Raw genomic sequence first — 19,406 nt, forward strand, 5'->3', positions numbered from 1 at the left:
GGCGGGTCAAGGGGCGGGTGGCGGGGTGGGTCAGCGCATCTGGCGGGCCATCACGAGTTCGTGTCCGCGGCCGTCGGGTAGCGGGTCGCCCAGCTCGCCGGTTGGCTCGAAGCCGTGCCGCCGGTACAGGCCGATCGCGGCCGGGTTGTCCGGCATCACGGCCAGCCGGACCTCCCGGGCGTCCCGCTCGGCCGCCCAACGCAGCAACTCGACCATCAGCCGATCCCCCACGCCCCGGCCGCGGGCCGCCGGGGAGACCCACATGGAAATCAGCTCCACGACGTCCGCCCGGTCGCCCGGCACGCCGGTGGCCATCCCGACCGGCACGCCGTCCAGCACGGCGACCATGTTGTACGCGCCGGGCAGCGCCAGCCGCGACCGCCAGCGCTCCGCCGGGGCGCCCTGCCAGTCGGCCAGCGGCGAAGAGAACGCGTACGGCGCGTCGGCCAGCGCGGCGAGCCGCAGCTCGCGCCAGATCGGCCAGTCATCCTCGGTTAACACCCGCAACTCCAGCATCCCGGCAGCATGCCCGAGCGGCGTCGCGGGGGTCCCGGAGGGGTCAGCGGGATCGGACGGCGAGTTGGGTGAGGCGGGGCAACCCGAGGTCGACCTTGCCGGACCGGCCGGAGTTCGTCTCGGTCGCATGCAGCTCACCGTCGGCGTCCAGCAGGAACAGGAACCGGCCGTCCGGCGACCAGGCGTACTGGCTCTCGTCGAAGCTGGCGGACTCGATCCGCGCGTCGAGCGGCCGGTCGGCGCCGGTGTTCAGGTCGATCAGGTGCACCATCGGCCTTAGCGGCGGCTGCTCCACCAGCAGCGCGGCCCTGTTCCCGTCCGGCGAGACCGACCCGCCGACCTGGAGCGCACTGGGCAGCCGGCCGGGCAGCGGACGCCGCGCGCCGGTGCGGCGGTCCACCACCACGGTGGCGCACCGGTATCTCTCGTCGCACTCCCGGGCCAGCGCGCGGGTGCGGCCGACCGCCAGCACGGCGCCGGAGGTGAGCCGGCGGATCCCGTCCGGGCGCACCGAGTAGCTGCCGCCGGTGCCGGTGAACAGCGGATAGCCGGCGCCGTCCGGTTCGACGAACCCGCCGCCGTCCAGCGTCGGCTGGTCGAGCGCCACATTCCGCGCCTGGCCGTCGAGGCCGACCAGCTCGTACCGGTGCTCCCGGGTCAGCCAGCCGGTGCCGGGCTCCGGACCCGGAATCAGCGGTCCCTCCTCGGCCAGCGCCCCGGTCAACGCCTGCGCCGGCCGGCCGTCCGGAACCGCGTACCCGGGCACCCGGTCGAGCGGCCGGATGACGACCCGACCCGGGCCGGCCAGGAACGAGACGGGTCCGCCGCTGGCCAGCCCCGGCACCGCGGTCACGCTCACCCGCCCCGGGGCGGGCTCGATCCGCACCACCGCGTCGGGGCCGCGGCCGAACAGCTCCCAACCGGCCGTTCCGCCGAACAGCGGGTGCCCCAGCTCGGTCACCGCCGGGCCGGACCCGACCGGACCGACCGCCGACGCCGAGGTGGCCGCGGTGGACGGGGCAGCGGTCGACCGTTCCGCGGCCGGCGGACCCGGATCGCGCCGCTCGGCGCGTACCACAAGGACCAGGGCGACCACGGCGGCGAGCGCGAGGGCCAGCCAGCGCAACCACGGGCGGCCCGGCCGGTCGTCCCGGCCGGCGCCGTGCTCCAGCACGTCCGGACCGGTGGGGTACGGTTCGCGGTCCATCCGGATATCATCCGCCGGCCGCCCGCGGAGCGACAGTCCGGTTCGGACGCCGGCGGTACGCGCCGCGCTTGCGCGGCACCGGCGGATCCTCTCCGGGTCAGCGCCGACCGGCCGCGACGAGGGTGCGGGCCGGGGGCCGGGTCTGGCCCGGCGCGGCGCCGCGGGACGTCCGCGCGGCCGGCGCGGGCCGCGACGCCGGCACCTCGGCCGGTACGTCGGATCCGGGCCGGCGGGCCGCCGGGATGACCGGCCGGCGGGCTCCCACGACGGTACGACGGTTCGCCGGGTCCTCGGTGGGGCGCAACCCGGGGAGGTACACGTACACCTCCCGCTTCTCCCGGGCCATGCCGCGGTCGTCCAGCACGTAGCCGGTGATCCACGCCCAGCCGTGGTACGTCGGCGTGCAGCCGATGCTCACCACCCGGAAGACCAGCGCCCGATCTCCGGCGAACTGGACCGATGCGGCAGCGTCGATCAGTACGCATTCACCCGGTGCCGGTGGGGTCATGTCCGTTACCTCCGCGATCGGCATGAAAAAAGGGGGCGCGGCGGCGGGGCCACCAGACCCCCGACCACCACACCCCGTAAAGACACCGTTGCACGGAGAGATGAAATCCGCAATATGCGGATTACTGCAAGGCAATTCGTCTTCTTACGACACGCACGGATTGCTAGGCAATGGGCCATACAGCGGGGAAGATCTATCCGTGGCCGCCCGCCAGAGTCCCACGGTGAAGCGCCGGAGGCTTGCGCTGACCCTGCGGCAACTGCGTGAACGTGCGGGGATGAGCGCGGCCGAGGCGGCCCGGGCGGTCGAACACGACACCAGTTGGCTGTCCCGCATCGAGACCTCCGAGGTCCGCCCGCACCCCAACGACGTGCGCGCCCTGCTGGCGCTGTACGGCGTGACCGGCAGCCAGGCCGAGGCCGTGGTGGCGGTGGCCCGGCAGGCCAAGCAGCGCGGTTGGTGGCAGCAGTACAACGATGTGCTGCCGGACTGGTTCGTCACCTATCTGGGGATGGAGTCCGAGGCGTCGGTCATCCGGTCGTACGAGTGCCAGATGATCCCGGGGCTGCTGCAGACCGAGGGCTACGCCCGGGCGGCCATCGAGGGGGTGCCGGTGCCGATCCGGGCCACCGAGATCGAGCGGCAGGTGGCGCTGCGGATCGACCGCCAGACCATCCTGGCCGCGGACGACCATCCGACGCTGCGGGTCGTCCTGGACGAGGGAGCGGTCCGCCGGCTCGTCGGCGGCGTCGAGGTGATGCGGGGGCAGATCGACCGGCTGGTGCAGGAGTCCACCCGGGCCAGAATCCAGATCCAGCTGCTGCCCTTCGCCGCCGGCACCGGCTTCGACGGCAGTTTCGTGATGCTCGACTTCCCGCCGCTGCCCGACCCGTACCCCGACCCGGCCGAGGCCCGACTGGTGTACGTCGACACGTTGGCTGGCGCGTTGTATCTGGAGGAACCCGCCCAGGTCTCCGCATACTCCGCGGCGTTCGAACAGCTCGCGGCCGTTGCGCTGGGGCCCCGGGACACCCGGGACCGCCTGCGCCTGATCGCCAGGGAACTGGTCTGATAGAGAGGGATTGCCATGGATCTGTCACTTGCCCGGTGGCGCAAGAGCACCCGCTCCGGCTCCACCGGCAACTGCGTGGAGGTCGCCGACAACCTGCCCGGCCTGGTGGCCGTCCGGGACAGCAAGGACCCGGCCGGCCCGGTGCTGAGCTTCCGGCCGGACACCTGGACGACCTTCGTGCACCGGCTGCCCGAGCGGTAGCCGGTTGATCGCCGGCGGCGCCGGGTGGTCCGGGTACGCCGGGCCCGGCGCCGCCGGCGCCGCACCTGTTCCGGCGCCGCGGGCGCGGTGGCGCGCCGCGGGCGCGGTGGCGCGCTGTTGGCGCGGTGGCGCGCTGCCCGGCGCTGTTGGCGCGGTGACGCGCTGTTAATGCGATGGCGCGCTGGCGTGCTGCCCGGCGCCGCCGGCGCGATGACGCGCTGGCATACTGCCCGAGCGCCGCCGGCGCGGTGTCGCGCTGCCGGCGCTCCCGGCGCTCAACCGATGGCGAAGCCGATGGCCTGGGCGATCACCACCGCCTGATCGGCATTGATCCGGGCACCCGCCACCCGGGTGGTCGCCGGGTCGAGCGCCGTGAGGTCGCTGCCGCGCAGGTCGGCGCCGGCGAGAGTGGCCTTGTCCAGGGTGGCGCCGGACAGGTCGACGTCGACGAGGGTGGCGTCGGCGCAGTTGGCCCCGGTCAGATCCACCTCGCGCATCCGCACCCCCCGCACGGCGACGCCGCGCAGGTCGGCGCCGCCGAGAGTGACGAAGGACCAGTCGCCGCCGCTGATCCGCAGCGGCCGCAGGTCGCAGTCGACGAAGGTGCTGCCGGTCAGCTTGCAGCCGGTGAACTCCGCCTCGAAGAGGTTGCACCGGGTGAACGTGCAGCGCAGGAACGCCGAGTCGGTGTGCCGGGAGGCGTTGAACCGTACGTTGCCGAACGTGCAGTCGGTGAAGGTGCTGCCCCGGCTCTCCGCCTCGCTCAGGTCGACGCCGAGGAAGTGGCAGCGCGCGTAGGCCCGGTCGACGAGCTCCTCCGCGTACCAGTCGTCCTCGCGGAACGTCTCGTCCTCGATCAGCTCGTCCACGCCCGCCACCGTACGGCAGCCGTACGACGGCCCACGGACGCCGACCCGGGCCGCGGACGCTGGCCGCGGACGCCGACGGGCCGGCGGGTGAACCACCCGCCGGCCCGGTCAGCCCTGTTAACAGGGGGCCCTTCCTCTACAAAAAGCGATAAGAAGGGGCCCTTCCTTATCACGCCTCGGCGAAGCCGAACTGGACGGCGCCCTGGGCGTCGACGGCCGCGTCGAGCGCCTTGTCGTCCAGCAGTTGGGCCGCGTCGGCGTCCAGGAAGATCCGGGCGCCGTCGTTGTCCACCACCTGGTCGCCCTGCGTCGGCGCCTCGGCGAGGGCCAGGGTCAGCGCCCCAGCGTCCGCGTCAGTGGCGATGCGCAGTCCGGCGCCGTCCGGCACCTCCTGCTGGGCGGTCAGGTCGCGGATCACCAGGACGGCGTTGTCGGTCAGGGTCAGCATGGAATCTCCTCGTGGATTCTCGTTCGGTAACCCGGCAGGGGCGCGGAGCAGCACCTGCTGCGAGCACACGGGGAAGATGGTCGGGGGCGCGGCAGCACCGGCAGGACCATCGCTGGAGGCGTTCGCTGGAAGCGGCTTGGCTCGCTCGCCAGGGCGAACGCGGGCTTGAGTCGTTCGCCGGCTGGGATCGTTCGCTGGCTGGCGAAGCACGGGCAGGTCAACGGCCGTTCGATCTCCCACCATGCCGGCTGGCGGCGGATGCGTCAAATCGGGCGGCCATGGCGCCCGACACCCGGGCGGTCGTGGCGGCCGACACCCGGACGGCCGTGGCGGCCGACACCCGGACGGCCGTGGCGGCCGACACCCGGACGGTCGTGGCGGCCGGCAGCCGGGCGTGGTTCCCCGGGGTTATCTGATGTTTTGGCCGTTTCACCCGGTCGATCCCCCTAGGCTGGCGGCAAGGAGGTTTCGATGGAGAGTCCCAAGCGCTACGCGGCCGAGTTTCTCGGCACCCTGTTGCTGGTGTTCTTCGGCGTGGGCAGCGCCATCGCCGCGCTGGTCGAGGGTGGGGTCGTGGTCGTCGCGCTGACGTTCGGCTTCATCATGCTGGTCCTCGCGTACGTGCTGGGCCCGCTGTCCGGCAGCCACCTCAACCCCGCGGTGACGCTGGGCATCCTGATCAGCGGCAAGATCACCGTGGCGGGCGCCGTGGCGTACTGGATCGCCCAGTTCCTCGGCTCGGTGCTGGCCTCCTTCATCCTGTGGGCCCTGGTCCACTGGGGTGGGGTGACCGACCAGACCGGCCGGCTGGGCAGCAACGCGTACGGCACCAACATCAACCTCGGCGGCGCCATGGTGCTGGAGACGATCCTCACCTTCCTCTTCGTGCTGACCGTGCTGGTGGTCACCAGCCGCAAGGAGTACGCCGGCTTCGCGGGCCTGGCCATGGGCATCGCGCTGGCTGTGGCCAACCTGGTGGGCATCACCCTGGACGGCGCGTCCGTGAACCCCGCCCGGTCGTTCGGCCCGGCGCTGTTCGACGGCGGCAAGCCGCTCTCCCAGCTCTGGGTGTTCATCCTGTTCCCGCTGCTCGGCGGGCTGCTCGCCGCGCTGGTGGCGCCGCTCATCCTGAGCGGGCCGGAGACCCGGCACGGCCCGCACCATCCGGACAACCGCCCCTCGCCCCAGGTCCCGCCCACCGGCGGCGACTACCGCTGACCGCCCGCCCGCACGGCACGGGATGCCCCCGTCGAGCTAGGACAGCTGGCCGTCAGGTGACCTCCGACCACGACCAGATGCCCTAGCTCAACGCCGGCGGGGTCGGGCCGTTCGTCGTTCGGAAGTCGCCGCCCGTCGCAGGGGAGCGACCGCTGTTCCCGCCCGGACATGACTCAGGTCGCGACCATCGAGCATCACAACTACAGTCGGCTGCACCGCGAGGAGCATCTTCAACGGTGAGGAGCCAGCCGATGACCATGCCCGCCGGCGTCGAGATCACCGGACCGACGATCAACCGGTACGCCGAGGTGCTCACCGCCGAGGCGCTGGACTTCCTCGCCGAGTTGCACCGCGCCTTCGACGGCCGCCGGCGGGAGCTGCTGGCGGCCCGCCGCGACCGGGAGGCCGAGCTGGCCGCCGGCGGGACGCTGGACTTCCTGCCCGAGACCCGGCACGTCCGCGAGGGCGACTGGCGGGTGGCGCCCCCGGCGCCGGGCCTGGTCGACCGCCGGGTGGAGATCACCGGGCCCACCGACGCCAAGATGACGATCAACGCGCTCAACTCCGGCGCGAAGGTGTGGCTGGCCGATCACGAGGACGCGAACACCCCGCTCTGGGAGAACGTGGTCACCGGCCAGCTCAACCTGCGGGACGCCATCGAGCGGAAGCTCGGGTTCCGGTCCCCGGAGGGCAAGGAGTACGCGCTGCACGACGGCGAGCTGGCCACCATCGTGGTCCGACCGCGCGGTTGGCACCTCACCGAGAAGCACATCCTGGTCGACGGCGAGCGCACCTCGGGCGCGCTGGTCGACTTCGGGCTCTACTTCTTCCACTGTGCCCGGTTGCAGCTCGACCGGGGCGCCGGCCCGTACTTCTACCTGCCCAAGATGGAGAGCCATCTCGAGGCGCGGCTGTGGAACGACGTGTTCCTGCTGGCCCAGGAGCGGCTCGGCATCCCGCGCGGCACGATCCGGGCCACGGTCCTGATCGAGACGGTGCCCGCGGCGTTCGAGATGGAGGAGATCCTCTACGAGCTGCGCGAGCACTCGGCCGGGCTGAACGCCGGGCGCTGGGACTACATGTTCAGCATGATCAAGAAGTTCCGCGGCCGGGGCGCCGAGTTCGTGCTGCCGGACCGCAACAGCGTCTCGATGACCGTGCCGTTCATGCGGGCGTACACCGAGCTGCTGGTGCGGACCTGCCACAAGCGCGGGGCGCACGCCATCGGCGGGATGGCCGCGTTCATCCCCAGCCGGCGCGACCCCGAGGTCAACGAGACCGCGTTGGCCAAGGTGCGGGACGACAAGACCCGGGAGGCGCACGACGGCTTCGACGGCTCCTGGGTGGCGCACCCCGACCTCGTGCCGGTGTGCCGGGAGGTCTTCGACGAGGTGCTGGGTGACCGGCCCAACCAGCTGGACCGGACCCGCGACGACGTCCGGGTGAACGCCGCCGACCTGCTCGCGGTGCGGGCCACCCCCGGCGGGAAGACCGAGACCGGGTTGCGCAACGCGGTGAGCGTGGGCGTGCAATACCTGGCGAGCTGGCTGCGCGGCTCCGGCGCGGTGGCGGTGTTCAACCTCATGGAGGACGCGGCCACGGCCGAGATCTCCCGCAGCCAGGTGTGGCAGTGGCTGCACAACGATGTGGCGCTGGACGACACGGGCCAACCGGTGACCCGGGAGCTGATCGAGCGGATCGCCGACGAGGAGATCGGCAAGCTGCCCGGCGACCCGGGCGACTACGCCGACGCCCGCGCGCTGTTCATGGAGGTCGCCGTGGCCGACGACTTCGCCGACTTCCTGACGCTGCCCGCGTACGAACGGATGCCCTGACCACAGCGAGCCTGCGAGGTGCGCGATGAGCACGGCCACGACGGACATCGACGCTCTCGCCGCCAGCCTGCGGGCCGCCATCGGCGCCGAGCGGGTGATCAGCGACCGGCAGGAGCTGCGCACGTACGAGTGCGACGGGCTGGCCCAGTACAAGGTGGTGCCGGCGCTGGTGGCGCTGCCCGAGGACGCCACGCAGTGCGCCGCCGTGGTGCGGGCGTGCGTGGCGGCCGGCGCGCCGTTCGTGGCCCGCGGCTCGGGCACCGGGCTGTCCGGCGGCGCGCTGCCGCACGCCGACGGGGTGCTCATCGTGACCTCGCGGATGCGGGACATCATCGAGGTCTCCCCCGCCGACGAGCGGGCTGTGGTGCAGCCCGGCGTGATCAACCTGGCGGTCAGCCGGGCGGCCACCCCGCACGGTTACTACTACGCGCCCGACCCGTCCAGCCAGCAGATCTGCTCGATCGGCGGCAACGTCGCGGAGAACTCCGGCGGCGCGCACTGTCTGAAGTACGGCTTCACCACCAACCACGTCACCGGGCTGGAGGTGGTCACCCCCGACGGCGACCTGGTCCGGCTGGGCGGGCGGGCGCCGGATCCACCCGGGTACGACCTGCTCGGCGCGTTCGTCGGCTCGGAGGGCACGCTCGGGATCGCCACCGAGGTCACTGTCCGGCTGGTCCGGTTGCCGGAGTCGGTGCGTACGCTGCTCGCGGCCTTTGCCGGCACGGACGCCGCGGGCGCGGCCACCTCGGCGATCATCGCGGCCGGCGTGGTCCCGGCGGCCGTGGAGATGATGGACGCGCTGGCCATCGAGGCCGCCGAGGCGGCCGTGCACTGCGGCTACCCGCCGGGCGCGGGCGCGGTGCTGATCGTCGAGCTGGACGGGCCCGAGCCGGAGGTGGCGGCGCAGTTCGCCGAGGTGGAACGGCTGTGCCGGGACAACGGCGCCACCGAGATCCGGATCGCCGCCGACGACGCGGAGCGGGCGCTGTTCTGGAAGGGCCGCAAATCGGCGTTCGCGGCGGTCGGGCGGATCAGCCCCGACTACATCGTGCAGGACGGGGTGATCCCGCGGACCGCGCTGCCCGAGGTGCTGCGCCGGATCGCCGAGCTGTCGGCCGAGCGCGGGATCCGGGTGGCCAACGTGTTCCACGCGGGCGACGGCAACCTGCACCCGCTGGTGCTCTTCGACGCCGCCGTGGACGGCGAGACGGAACGGGCCGAGGAGGTGTCCGGGGCCATCCTCGAGCTGTGCGTCGCCGCCGGCGGGTCGATCACCGGGGAGCACGGCGTCGGGATGGACAAGGCCAAGCACATGCCGCGGATGTTCACCGACGACGACCTGGACACCATGCAGCTGGTCCGGTGCGCCTTCGACCCGAGGTCGCTGGCCAACCCCGGCAAGGTGTTCCCCACCCCGCGGCTGTGCGGCGAGGCGCCCGGGCGGCGGCGCGGCGCGCATCCCGCCCAGGAGGCTGGCCTGGCGGAGGTGTTCTGATGGCCGGCGCCGGCGAGGTGACCGGCCGCGCCGCGCCGGGCCGGGCGGGCCCGCGCGTCGACGGCGTTCCGGGCGTCCGGCCGGCGGGCGCGGCCGACGTCGTGGCCGGCGTTCCGGCCCGGTACGTGGCCGAGCCGGCCGACACCGGGGAGGCGTCGGCGGTGCTGCGCGCCGCCGGGGCGACCGGGGCGGCCGTGGCGTTCCGCGGCGGCGGCAGCACGCTGGACTGGGGCAACCCGCCCGAACGGCTCGACCTCCTGGTGGACACCCGCCGGCTGGCCGGGGTGGTGGAGCACGCGGCCGGCGACCTCATCACGGTGGTCCGCGCCGGCACCCGGCTGGCCGACCTCGCCGAGCTGCTGTCCGGCGCCGGCCAGCAGCTCGCGCTGGACGTACCGGGGTCGGCCGCCACCGTTGGCGGCACGGTGGCGGCCGGCCGCAGCGGTCCACGCCGGATGCTCTACGGCACGGTCCGCGACCTGCTGATCGGGGTCACGGTGGTCCGCGCCGACGGGGTGGTGGCGCACGCCGGCGGCAAGGTCGTGAAGAACGTGGCCGGCTATGACCTGGGCAAGCTGGTCACCGGCTCGCACGGCACGCTGGGGCTGATCACCGAGTGCGCGTTCCGGCTGCACCCGCTGCCGGCCGCCACCGCGTACGTCAGCCGCGGGCTGGCTGATCCGGTCGAGGCGGCCGAGCTGGCCGCGGCCGTACGCGGGGCGCAGCTCGTGCCCAGCGCGCTGGAGCTGGACGTCCCGGGCGGGGGTGGCGCCCGGCTGTGCGTGCTGCTGGAGGGCACCCCGGCCGGGGTGGCGGCCCGGGCGGCGGCAGCCGTTCGGCTACTCGGCCCGGACGCGGTGGCCGCCCCCGAGCCGCCGGACTGGTGGGCCGCGCCGCCGTGGCGGCCCGGCGAGGTGGGATTGAAGCTCACCGCGGCGCTGTCCGGCGTGCCCGGGCTGCTGGCCGCGGCCCGCGCGGCGACCGACCGGCACGGGCTGCCGGTGGCCGTGCGCGGCTCGGCCGGGGTGGGCGTGCTGTACGCGGGGCTGCCGGCCGACGACCCGGCCGCAGTGGCCGGGGTGGTGATCGAGCTGCGGGCGGCGTGCCTCGCGGCCGGCGGGCACGGCGTGGTGCTCACCGCGCCGGCCGCGGTGCGCGACCTGGTCGACCTGTGGGGACCGGTGGACGGGCTCGACCTCATGCGCCGGGTGAAACAGCGGCTGGACCCGGACCGGCTGCTCGCGCCCGGCCGATTCGTGGGAGGCATCTGATGACCGGCCGACTCGTGGGAGGCATCTGATGACCGGCCGACTCGTGGGAGGCATCTGATGACCGGCCTCGATTCGCCCGGGGGCAGCCAGCCGGCCAGCGCGCCGCGGGACGTGCTCGGCGACCCCGTTCCGACCGGCGGGCCGGCGGCCGGCGGGCCGGCGACGGGCGGGCCGGCGTTCGACGGCCATCATCCGCCGGCGCCCGAGCTGGTGGCCGACTGCGTGCACTGCGGATTCTGCCTGCCCACGTGCCCCACGTACGTGCTGTGGGGCGAGGAGATGGACTCGCCGCGCGGGCGGATCCACCTGATGAAGCAGGGCATCGACGGCGAGCCGCTGTCCGACTCGATGGTCGAGCACTTCGACCGCTGCCTGGGCTGCATGTCCTGCGTCACCGCGTGCCCGTCCGGCGTTCGTTACGACCGCCTCATCGAGAGCACCCGGCAGCAGGTGGAGCGCCGGCACCGGCGCTCGCCCCGGGACCGGGCCCTGCGGGCGGCCATCTTCGCGCTGTTCCCGTACCCGCGCCGGCTCCGGCTGCTCCGCGGGCCGCTGCGGGCGTACCAGGGCACCGGGCTGCGGTCGCTGGTGACCCGCTCCGGCCTGCTGCCCCGGCTGGCGCCCACGCTCGCGGCGCTGGACTCGCTGGCGCCCCGGCTGCGCCGGCCGCCGCGGCCGCCGAGCCGGGTCCCCGCGCGCGGCGCCCGGCGGGCCCGGGTGGGCATGCTCACCGGCTGCGTGCAGCGGGCGTTCTTCCCGGACGTCAACGCGGCCACCGCCCGGATCCTCGCGGCCGAGGGCTGCGAGGTGGTGATCCTGCCCGACCGGCAGGGCTGCTGCGGCGCGCTCAGCGTGCACAACGGGCGGGAGGTGGAGGCGCAGCGGTTCGCCCGGCGGCTGATCGACGCGTTCGCCGACGAGGAGCTGGACTATTTCGTGGTCAACGCGGCCGGCTGCGGCTCGACCCTGAAGGAGTACGGCGACCTGCTCCGCGACGATCCCCGGTACGCCGAGCGGGCGGCCGCGTTCGCGGGCCGGGTGCGGGACCTGTCGGAGGTCCTCGTCGAGCTGGGTCCGGCGGCCCGCCGGCATCCGCTGCCGGTGACGGTGGCCTACCACGACGCCTGCCACCTGGCCCACGCGCAGGGCGTCCGGGCGCAGCCCCGGGATCTGCTGCGCGGCATTCCCGGCCTGGAGCTGCGGGAGATCGCCGATCCGGAGATCTGCTGCGGCTCGGCCGGCATCTACAACGTGCTCAACCCCGGGCCGGCCGCCGAACTGGGCGACCGCAAGGCCCGGACCGTACTGGCCACCGGCGCCGACCTGCTGGTGACGGCGAATCCCGGCTGCCTCATGCAGGTGGCGGCCTCGGTGGCCCGGGCCGGCGGCGACATCGCGCTGGCGCACACCGCGCAGGTCCTCGACGCCTCCCTCCGGGGCGCTCCCGCCGAGTCCCTGCTGCAAGGAAGGGCCCCTTCTTAACGCCTCCGGTATAGGAAGGGCCCCCTCTTAACACCTCGCCACCCCCCTCAACCCCAACGAGGTGATCCGATGTTCGACCAGTTCAAGATCGTCACAGATCCGGTCGGCGATTCCGTCGCGCTGTCCGCGATCTTCGCCGTACTGCCCCTGCTCACCCTCTTCGTCCTGCTCGGCGTGCTGCGCATGAAGGCGTGGCTGGCCGGCGTCATCTCGCTGGTGGTCTCGCTCGTGGTGGCCGTCGCGATCTACTCCATGCCGGCCGGCCAGGCCCTGCTGTCGGCCACCGAGGGCGCGGCGTTCGGCTTCTTCCCGATCCTGTGGATCGTCGTCAACGCCATCTGGGTCTACAACCTGACCGTCGAGAGCGGACACTTCGACGTGCTGCGCCGCTCGTTCGAGCGGGTCAGCCCGGACCGGCGGATCCAGGCCATCATCATCGCGTTCTGCTTCGGCGCGCTGCTGGAGGCGCTGGCCGGGTTCGGCACGCCGGTGGCGATCACCGTGGTGATGCTGATGGCGCTGGGCTTCCGGCCCATCCAGGCCGCGTCGGTGTCGCTGATCGCCAACACCGCGCCGGTGGCGTTCGGCGCGCTGGCCACCCCGATCGTCACGCTGGGCAGCGTGGCCGGGGGCGCCAGCGGGGATCCGCGGCTCAACGTGGACACCCTCGGGGCGATGGTGGGCCGGCAGACGCCGATCCTGGCCGTGGTCGTACCGCTGATCCTGGTGGCCGTGGTGGACGGCCGGCGGGGCGTCCGGCAGACCTGGCCGGCGGCCCTGGTGGCCGGCCTCACCTTCGCGCTGGCCCAGTTCGTCGCGTCCAACTACGTGTCGGTGCCGCTGACCGACATCATCGCCTCGCTGGTCTCGGCCGCGGCCGTCGTACTGCTGGTCCGGGTGTGGCATCCGGTGGCCGCGCCGGCCGACGCGGACACCGGCGACGAGCGGACGCCCGCGCCGGCCGTGCCGGCCGCCCGGACCGGGGATCGCGACGAGGTGGCCGGCGCGGCGCCGCGGCGCGACGTCCCGGCCGCGGGCGCCGACTCCGGCCACGGTACGACCACCCTCGCCACCGGCGGTACGTCCGGCGACGCGACCGCGCCGGCGCTGGACGGGCCGGACGACGGCGGCCGGACGGACCCGGCCGGACCTGCGGACCGCGTGCGGACCGGCGGCACACCGGCGAACCGGGACCGCGCCGGCCGACCGGCGGCCCCGGACGCCGGCGGCCGGGCCGGCGCGGTCGTCGATCCACCGGCCGAGGTGGCCCGGGCGTACGCGCCCTACGTGATCATCATCGCGATCTTCGCCCTCGCGAACATCGGCCCGATCAAGGACGCCCTCGCCAAGAAGCCGTGGACCGTGAAGTTCGCCTGGCCCGGGCTGGACGTCGTGGGCGGCAACGGCAAGCCGCTCTCCTCGGTGACCTTCACCCTGAACTGGCTGCCCGCCGCCGGCACCCTCATGATCATCGCGGGCGTCATCACCGCGATCGTGCTGCGGGTGTCCGCCGGCCGGGCGGTGCGGGCGTACGGGCGCACCTATGTGGAGCTGCGCAACGCCATCGTCACCGTGATGGCGGTGCTGGCCCTCGCGTACGTGCTCAACCAGTCCGGCCAGACCAACACGCTGGGCGCGTTCCTGGCCGCGGCCGGCGGCGTGTTCGCGTTCCTGTCCGCCATCCTCGGCTGGATCGGGGTAGCGGTCACCGGCTCGGACACCTCGGCCAACGCCCTCTTCGGCGCGCTGCAGGTGCAGACGGCGGCCAAGGCCGGCCTCGACCCGGTGCTGCTGGCCGCGGCCAACTCCTCCGGCGGGGTGCTCGGCAAGATGATCAGCCCGCAGAACCTGGCCATCGCGGCCGGCGCGGTCGGGATGGCCGGCCGGGAGGGCGAGCTGTTCCGCAAGGTCTTCGGCTGGAGCCTGGTGATGCTGCTCGGCATGTGCGTGCTGGTGGCGCTCCAGGCCAGCCCGGTGCTGAGCTGGATGGTCCCCTGACCGCCGCCGCATGGACGGCCACGGCGGCCGGCGCCGCATGGACGGCCACGGCGGCCGGCGCCGCATGAACGGCCGCGGAGTTCGGCGTCTCCGCAAGAGGCGCGGAATTCCGCGGCCGTCGGCGAAGTTGGCATCTTTCTTCATGTGACGCATAGCACTGGCAGTTATCTTCATGGCACCATCGCCGGATGGACCGTCATCTGTTCCGCCGCGGGCTCGCGCTCGCCGCCCTGGTCGGCCTCGCCGCCACCACCGGCGCCTCCACCGCCACCGCCGACGCGCCGCCACCCGCGCAGACCCGGCTCGCCGCCACCATCGACGGGGTCCTCGCCGACGGCCGGCTGGCCGGCGCGCAGGCGGGCGTGGTCGTCGTCGACACCGTCACCGGGCAGACCCTCTACAACCGCAACGGAGACCGCCGTCTCGTGCCGGCGTCGAACACCAAGCTGCTCACCTCCACGGCCGCCATGGAGATCCTCGGCGCCGACCACCGGTTCGGCACGGACGTACGCGCCGCCGGTCAGCGCCGCGGCCCGGTGTTGCGCGGTGACCTGTACCTGCGCGGCACCGGCGACCCCACCATGCTGGCCAAGGACTACGACGAGCTGGCCGCCAAGGTGGCGGCCAGCGGCGTCAGGCTGGTGACCGGCGGCCTGGTGGCCGACGACACCTGGTTCGACGACCGGCGGCTGGGCGCCGACTGGGCCTGGGACGACGAGTCGGCGTACTACGCCGCACAGGTGTCGGCGCTGACCGTGGCGCCGGACACCGACTACGACGCCGGCAACGTCATCGTCACCGCCACCCCCGGCGCCACCGCCGGCGCGCGGCCGGCCATCAGCATGACGCCGGACAACGGCTACGTGCGGATCGAGAACCACGCCACCACGGTGGCCAGCGGCGACGACACGATCTCGTTCGAGCGGCGGCACGGCACCAACACGATCGTGGTGACCGGTCAGCTGCCGGTCGGCGGCGACGCAAGCAGCGACTGGATCCCGGTGTGGGAGCCGACCGGGCTGGCCGCCGACGTCTTCCGGCGGGCCCTGGCCGCGCACGGCGTACGGGTGCTGGGCCGGACCGACCTGAGCCGCGCCACGCCGGCGGACGCCACGCCGCTGGCCAGCCACCGGTCGATGACGCTGGCCGAGCTGCTGGTGCCGTTCCTCAAGCTGTCCAACAACGGTCACGCCGAGGTGCTGACCAAGTCGATCGGCCGGGCGGTCTCCAACGAGGGCAGCTGGCCCGCGGGCATCGCCGGCATCGCCGGGTACGCGAAGAGCGTCGGCGTGGACACGGCCACCATCCGTCAGGTCGACGGCTCGGGGCTGTCCCGCCAGGACCTCGTGCCGCCGGCCGAGTTCACCGACCTGCTGGCGGCCGCCGCCCGGGAGCCCTGGTTCCAGCCCTGGTACGCGGCCCTGCCGATCGCCGGCAACCCCGACCGCTTCGTCGGCGGCACGCTGCGCAACCGGATGCGCAACACCCCGGCGGCGAACAACGTGCACGGCAAGACGGGCAGCCTGACCGGCGTCTCGTCGCTGTCCGGGTACGCCACCGACGCCGACGGGCACCTGCTGGTCTTCTCGATCCTGATGAACAACTACGTCAACACGTCGGTGACCGGGCTGCAGGACGCCATCGCGGTGGCCCTCGCGTCGTACTCCGGATCGGCCCCGGCCGGCGGCACGGCCCGGCTCGCCCCGCGGACGGCGACGCCGACGGCCCCGGCCGCTCCGGACGGCCTGGAGTGCTCCTGGGTCAAGCCCATCGCCTGCTGAGCACGTAAGGAAGGGCCCCTTCTTATCGCTTTCTGCATAGGAAGGGGCCCCTCTTAACGCCCGCGGCGCGGGCGCGCTGGCGGGCGGGCCGGCGCCACTCGCGCGTCGGCCCGCCCGCCGGTCTCCCGGCTCCGTCGGAGCGGCCCGTCAGCCCGGCCCCTTCGGTGAATCTTGGACCGAAACCGTTAGCCACTAACGGTTTCGGTCCAAGATCTGCCTGGCTCGCGGTGGCCCGGAGCGCCGTGCCGCTCACCTCTCGGCGGCGCAGCTCAGGCGGCGGGGACCTGGCGTAGGGCCGCGGCAAGCGACTCGGCGTTCTTCTTGTCCACCCGCGGGAAGGTGAGCGACACCCCGTCACCAGCGTCGCCGAAGGCGATGCGCAGCTGGCTCACCACCCCGAACTTGGCCTCAGCCAGCGACGCCTGCTCCCGCGGCACCTCGCCGACGACCTTCTTGCCTGGGCCGCCCATGAAGGTCTGCGTCAGGAAGATCAGCCGACGGTTGGTGACCACGACGAACTGCTTCTTGTGCGCGGTCAACGCCGCGCCCGCCGCGCCCTGGGCCGCTGTCTGGGCGACGACAGTTCCGAGCCGGCTGGCGGCGAACCGTCCGACCACGGCCCGCGCGGCCGCCACCGGCTGCTCACCGGCCAGCATCATGCTCGCCACCTGCTCGAACGCCCGAGCCTCAAGCTTTTGTTGCATCGCGTCTCCCCGTGTCCTGTCGGATGTCGCCCGCGACGCTAACAAGGCAACGGCGATCCTCAATCCGTCGATCGGTCCGGGTGATCATCGCCGAAAGGTGTGTAGACGGGACGCCGGCCGCGTGTCGGGTAGCGGATTGCGACGTACGCCCGACCGGCGGACGTTGGAGGGATACCGACGTCCCGTGGTGGTGGCCATGCCGCTCCAGCGATTCGACACCGCACCGGTCCCCCGGCCGTCCGGGCTGGTGCCCCCGGTGGCGCCCCTCGACGGGGTGACCGAACTGCGGCTGCACGGGGTGGGCGGCACCACCCCGCAGGGCCTGCTCGGCGACGACGCGCCGCAGCAGGTGTCCGGCGACCGCATCGCCGGCTTCTACCGCACCGCCGACGTGCCGGGCGCCGCCGGCGTCCCCGGCCGGCACGTCGAGGCGTACTCCTGGGGCGGGCTGACCTCGCGCAGCGGCAGCCGGGTGCTGTGGTTGCTGCTCTTCCCGTTCGCGCTGGCTAACATGGCCGGCTGGATGTGCACCCCGGCCGTGCACCGCGACCCGGTCCGGTTCCGGCTGCACCGCACGGCCGTCCGCTGGGTCGCGCTGGCGATCACGCTGAACCTGCTGCTGCTGGTGGCGATCATCGGCATGGACCTGATCGGCTACCAGTGCGGCGGGCTGCGGGACTGCGCCGGCGCCCACTGGTACCTGAGGCCGCTGACCGATCCGTTGGCCGTCGGCCACCCGGCCCGGCGGGCGCTGATCGGCGCGCTCCTGCCGGCCCTCCTGGTGGTGTTGCTGGCGGTGCTGACGCTGCGCTCCATCCGTCGGTACGAGCTGGTCCGGCCGCCGGGCCGGACCGGGACGCCACCGCGGGACGCCGGTCCGGCGCACAGCTCCGCCCAACCCGGTCGGGGACTGCCGGACCCGGCCTTCTGGGACGGCCGGCGCAGCGCCCTGGACCTGGGATGTCTGCACGTCGGCGCCGGCTTCGCGTTCGTCGCGCTGCTGCTCGGGTACGTCGTGCGCCGCGCCGCGGTGGCCGCGGGCGCGCCGCTGCACGCCACCGGACTGGCCACGGCCGGGTACGTTCTCGGCGGCCTGGCGGTGCTCGCCGCGGTGCTGCTGCTGGTGGCCGACGCCTGCCCGCCGGCGGCGCCCGCGGCCGTGCTCGGCGCGGGGGCGCTGGCGCTGGTGGCGGCCGGTTGGTTCGCGGCCGTGCAGCCCGGCTACTCGCAGGCGTTCGGCTACCTGCCGGGGATGCGCGAGGGCGCCAACCTCACCCTCGGCCTGGTGTTCGGCGCCCTGGCGCTGGCGCTGCTGGCCACCGTGCTCGGCGGCTGGCGCCGCGGCATGTTCGCGCTGTACGGGCCGTTCGTCACCCTCACCCTCAGCGTGCTGGCGCTGAACGTGGTGCTGCTGGCGGTGCTGACCCGGGTGGCCGACCTGCTCGGTCGGGTCTCGGCCAGCCCGTACGTGCCGGCCACCGCCCCGGACCGGGCCGCGTTGTACGTCTACCCGATGGCCGCCCGGGCGGTGCAGTACCTCACCGTGCTGCCGCTGGCCATGCTGCTGCTGTTTGTCGGGTACGAACTGGTCACCTACTGGCGGGCCGGCGCGAACGCCCGGGAGCGGTCCCGAATCCGCGAGTGGTACCGGGCCAACGTGACCCGGCCGGCCGGCGAGGACGACTGGCACGTGAGCACCATGGCCGACGAACGGGTACGCCGGCAGCGGCTGGCCCAGCTCTGGGGCCTGATGGCGGGCTCCGGCTGGGAGGCGGGGATCGCTCGGGCCCGTCGGGTGGCCCGGATGCCGCACGACGCCGACGTGCTGCTGACCGCCATGGCCGTGCTCGGCGCCGGGCTGCTGGTGGCGATCCAGATCCGCTACTGGATCTTCCACCGGCTTCCCTGGGGTACCCAGTGGACGTACACGGTGGGCAGCTATCTCGCCACCGGCATCCCGCTGCTGCTGATCCTGGTGCTGCGCCGGGGTTGGCGGAACCTCGCCAGCCGGCGCCGGATCGGGGTGCTGTGGGACATCACCACGTTCTGGCCCCGGGCCTACCATCCGCTGGCGCCGCCCGCGTACCCCGAGCGGGCCGTGCCGGAGCTGCAGCGCCGGCTGTGGCGGCTGCACGACAGCGGCGGCCGGGTGGTGCTGACCGCGCACAGCCAGGGCACCGTGCTGGCCGCGGCCGCCCTGCTCCAGCCGGAGAACCGCCCCACGGACGGTCGGGTCGCGCTGGTCACCTTCGGCTCGCCGCTGCGTACGCTGTACGGCTGGGCGTTCCCGGCGTATTTCTCCGCCGAGGTGCTGCGCGGGCTGGAGTCCCGGGGCGTGTACGCCTGGCGCAACTTCTATTACCGCACCGACTACATCGGCGGCCCGGCGCTCTCCGACGGCGCCGACCAGGCCGGCCAAGCCGACGCCGACGCCATCGCCGGCCGGACGACCGACGCCGACCGGTCCGGCAGCGCCGAACGCGCGGCCGACGCCGCCGGCACCGGCCGGATCGGCGGCGCCGACCAAGGCGCCGGGGTGGACGTCGAGCTGCCCGATCCGGTGTCCAACTGGTACATCTTCGGCCAGCCGCGGCCGACGGCGACCCGGCACTCCGGCTATTGGACCGACGCGGCGGTCTGGCAGGCCGTGGACGAGCTGGCCAGCGACCTGGCCGGCGACCCGGCCCGCGGCCCCGTCCGCCCGGCTACCGTCCCGGAGCCGCGCTGAGCCGCGCGGGCGCCGATCACGTTTGCCGGGGCGGCATGCGCCCAGCCGCCCGGACCGAGCCGGTCGGCGG

17 protein-coding genes are annotated in these 19,406 nt (G+C 73.9%); 11 read left to right on the forward strand and 6 right to left on the reverse strand.

Annotation, left to right across the window (positions count from 1 at the left end; genetic code table 11):
• Positions 1-30: 30 nt before the first annotated feature.
• The 3 genes from ACFFHU_RS08355 to ACFFHU_RS08365 all read right to left on the reverse strand — a co-directional run bounded on the left by ACFFHU_RS08355 (position 31) and on the right by ACFFHU_RS08365 (position 2,231).
• Entirely contained in the window at positions 31-501 is a 471-nt protein-coding gene (locus tag ACFFHU_RS08355; RefSeq protein WP_377337119.1) for a GNAT family N-acetyltransferase, read from the reverse strand.
• 58 nt (positions 502-559) lie between these two features.
• On the reverse strand, positions 560-1,723 hold the full coding sequence (locus ACFFHU_RS08360; RefSeq protein ID WP_377337120.1) for a TolB-like translocation protein: 1,164 nt from the start codon (positions 1,721-1,723) through the stop codon (positions 560-562).
• 97 nt (positions 1,724-1,820) lie between these two features.
• A complete protein-coding gene (locus ACFFHU_RS08365) occupies positions 1,821-2,231 on the reverse strand; it encodes a hypothetical protein (protein ID WP_377337121.1) in 411 nt (136 codons plus the stop codon).
• Positions 2,232-2,454: 223 nt separating this feature from the next.
• On the opposite strand from ACFFHU_RS08365, the gene ACFFHU_RS08370 reads away from it, so the two are divergent.
• Together ACFFHU_RS08370 and ACFFHU_RS08375 are read left to right on the forward strand one after the other, a co-directional pair.
• On the forward strand, positions 2,455-3,303 hold the full coding sequence (locus ACFFHU_RS08370) for a helix-turn-helix domain-containing protein (RefSeq protein ID WP_377337122.1): 849 nt from the start codon (positions 2,455-2,457) through the stop codon (positions 3,301-3,303).
• Positions 3,304-3,318: 15 nt separating this feature from the next.
• Positions 3,319-3,504: a DUF397 domain-containing protein gene (locus tag ACFFHU_RS08375; RefSeq protein ID WP_377337123.1), complete on the forward strand. Its 186-nt coding sequence runs from the start codon at positions 3,319-3,321 to the stop codon at positions 3,502-3,504.
• Between the two features lie 275 nt (positions 3,505-3,779).
• Here ACFFHU_RS08375 and ACFFHU_RS08380 read toward each other — a convergent pair whose 3' ends face one another.
• Entirely contained in the window at positions 3,780-4,373 is a 594-nt protein-coding gene (locus ACFFHU_RS08380; RefSeq protein WP_377337124.1) for a pentapeptide repeat-containing protein, read from the reverse strand.
• Positions 4,374-4,542: 169 nt separating this feature from the next.
• On the reverse strand, positions 4,543-4,821 hold the full coding sequence (locus ACFFHU_RS08385; protein WP_377337126.1) for a HesB/IscA family protein: 279 nt from the start codon (positions 4,819-4,821) through the stop codon (positions 4,543-4,545).
• A gap of 278 nt (positions 4,822-5,099) precedes the next feature.
• Here ACFFHU_RS08385 and ACFFHU_RS08390 point away from each other — a divergent pair, with 278 nt between their 5' ends.
• The 8 genes from ACFFHU_RS08390 (at position 5,100) to dacB (ending at position 15,904) form a co-directional block, all read left to right on the forward strand.
• Entirely contained in the window at positions 5,100-5,237 is a 138-nt protein-coding gene (locus ACFFHU_RS08390) for a hypothetical protein (RefSeq protein ID WP_377337127.1), read from the forward strand.
• A 55-nt stretch (positions 5,238-5,292) separates the two neighbouring features.
• Positions 5,293-6,039: an MIP/aquaporin family protein gene (locus ACFFHU_RS08395; protein WP_377337128.1), complete on the forward strand. Its 747-nt coding sequence runs from the start codon at positions 5,293-5,295 to the stop codon at positions 6,037-6,039.
• A 251-nt stretch (positions 6,040-6,290) separates the two neighbouring features.
• Entirely contained in the window at positions 6,291-7,874 is a 1,584-nt protein-coding gene (aceB, locus tag ACFFHU_RS08400; RefSeq protein ID WP_377337129.1) for a malate synthase A, read from the forward strand.
• 25 nt (positions 7,875-7,899) lie between these two features.
• Positions 7,900-9,372: an FAD-linked oxidase C-terminal domain-containing protein gene (locus ACFFHU_RS08405; protein WP_377337130.1), complete on the forward strand. Its 1,473-nt coding sequence runs from the start codon at positions 7,900-7,902 to the stop codon at positions 9,370-9,372.
• A complete protein-coding gene (locus ACFFHU_RS08410) occupies positions 9,372-10,643 on the forward strand; it encodes an FAD-binding oxidoreductase (protein ID WP_377337131.1) in 1,272 nt (423 codons plus the stop codon). Before ACFFHU_RS08405 ends, ACFFHU_RS08410 begins: the two co-directional genes overlap by 1 nt.
• 57 nt (positions 10,644-10,700) lie before the next feature.
• Positions 10,701-12,125 carry a (Fe-S)-binding protein gene (locus ACFFHU_RS08415; RefSeq protein ID WP_377337132.1) on the forward strand — a complete coding sequence of 475 codons (1,425 nt, stop codon included), beginning with the start codon at positions 10,701-10,703 and terminating at the stop codon, positions 12,123-12,125.
• 69 nt (positions 12,126-12,194) lie between these two features.
• Positions 12,195-14,123 (forward strand): L-lactate permease, encoded by a 1,929-nt coding sequence (locus ACFFHU_RS08420; RefSeq protein WP_377337133.1) that lies wholly within the window; start codon positions 12,195-12,197, stop codon positions 14,121-14,123.
• Between the two features lie 188 nt (positions 14,124-14,311).
• The gene (dacB, locus tag ACFFHU_RS08425; protein WP_377337134.1) at positions 14,312-15,904 is read left to right on the forward strand and encodes a D-alanyl-D-alanine carboxypeptidase/D-alanyl-D-alanine endopeptidase; all 1,593 of its coding nucleotides are present in this window, start codon (positions 14,312-14,314) and stop codon (positions 15,902-15,904) included.
• Between the two features lie 269 nt (positions 15,905-16,173).
• Here dacB and ACFFHU_RS08430 read toward each other — a convergent pair whose 3' ends face one another.
• Entirely contained in the window at positions 16,174-16,608 is a 435-nt protein-coding gene (locus ACFFHU_RS08430) for a hypothetical protein (protein WP_377337135.1), read from the reverse strand.
• Positions 16,609-16,804: 196 nt separating this feature from the next.
• On the opposite strand from ACFFHU_RS08430, the gene ACFFHU_RS08435 reads away from it, so the two are divergent.
• Positions 16,805-19,336: a hypothetical protein gene (locus ACFFHU_RS08435; RefSeq protein ID WP_377337136.1), complete on the forward strand. Its 2,532-nt coding sequence runs from the start codon at positions 16,805-16,807 to the stop codon at positions 19,334-19,336.
• The last annotated feature ends 70 nt before the right edge of the window (positions 19,337-19,406 follow it).

Origin of the sequence: Plantactinospora siamensis (assembly GCF_042434095.1) — a bacterium.
Taxonomy (GTDB): Bacteria; Actinomycetota; Actinomycetes; order Mycobacteriales; family Micromonosporaceae; genus KBS50.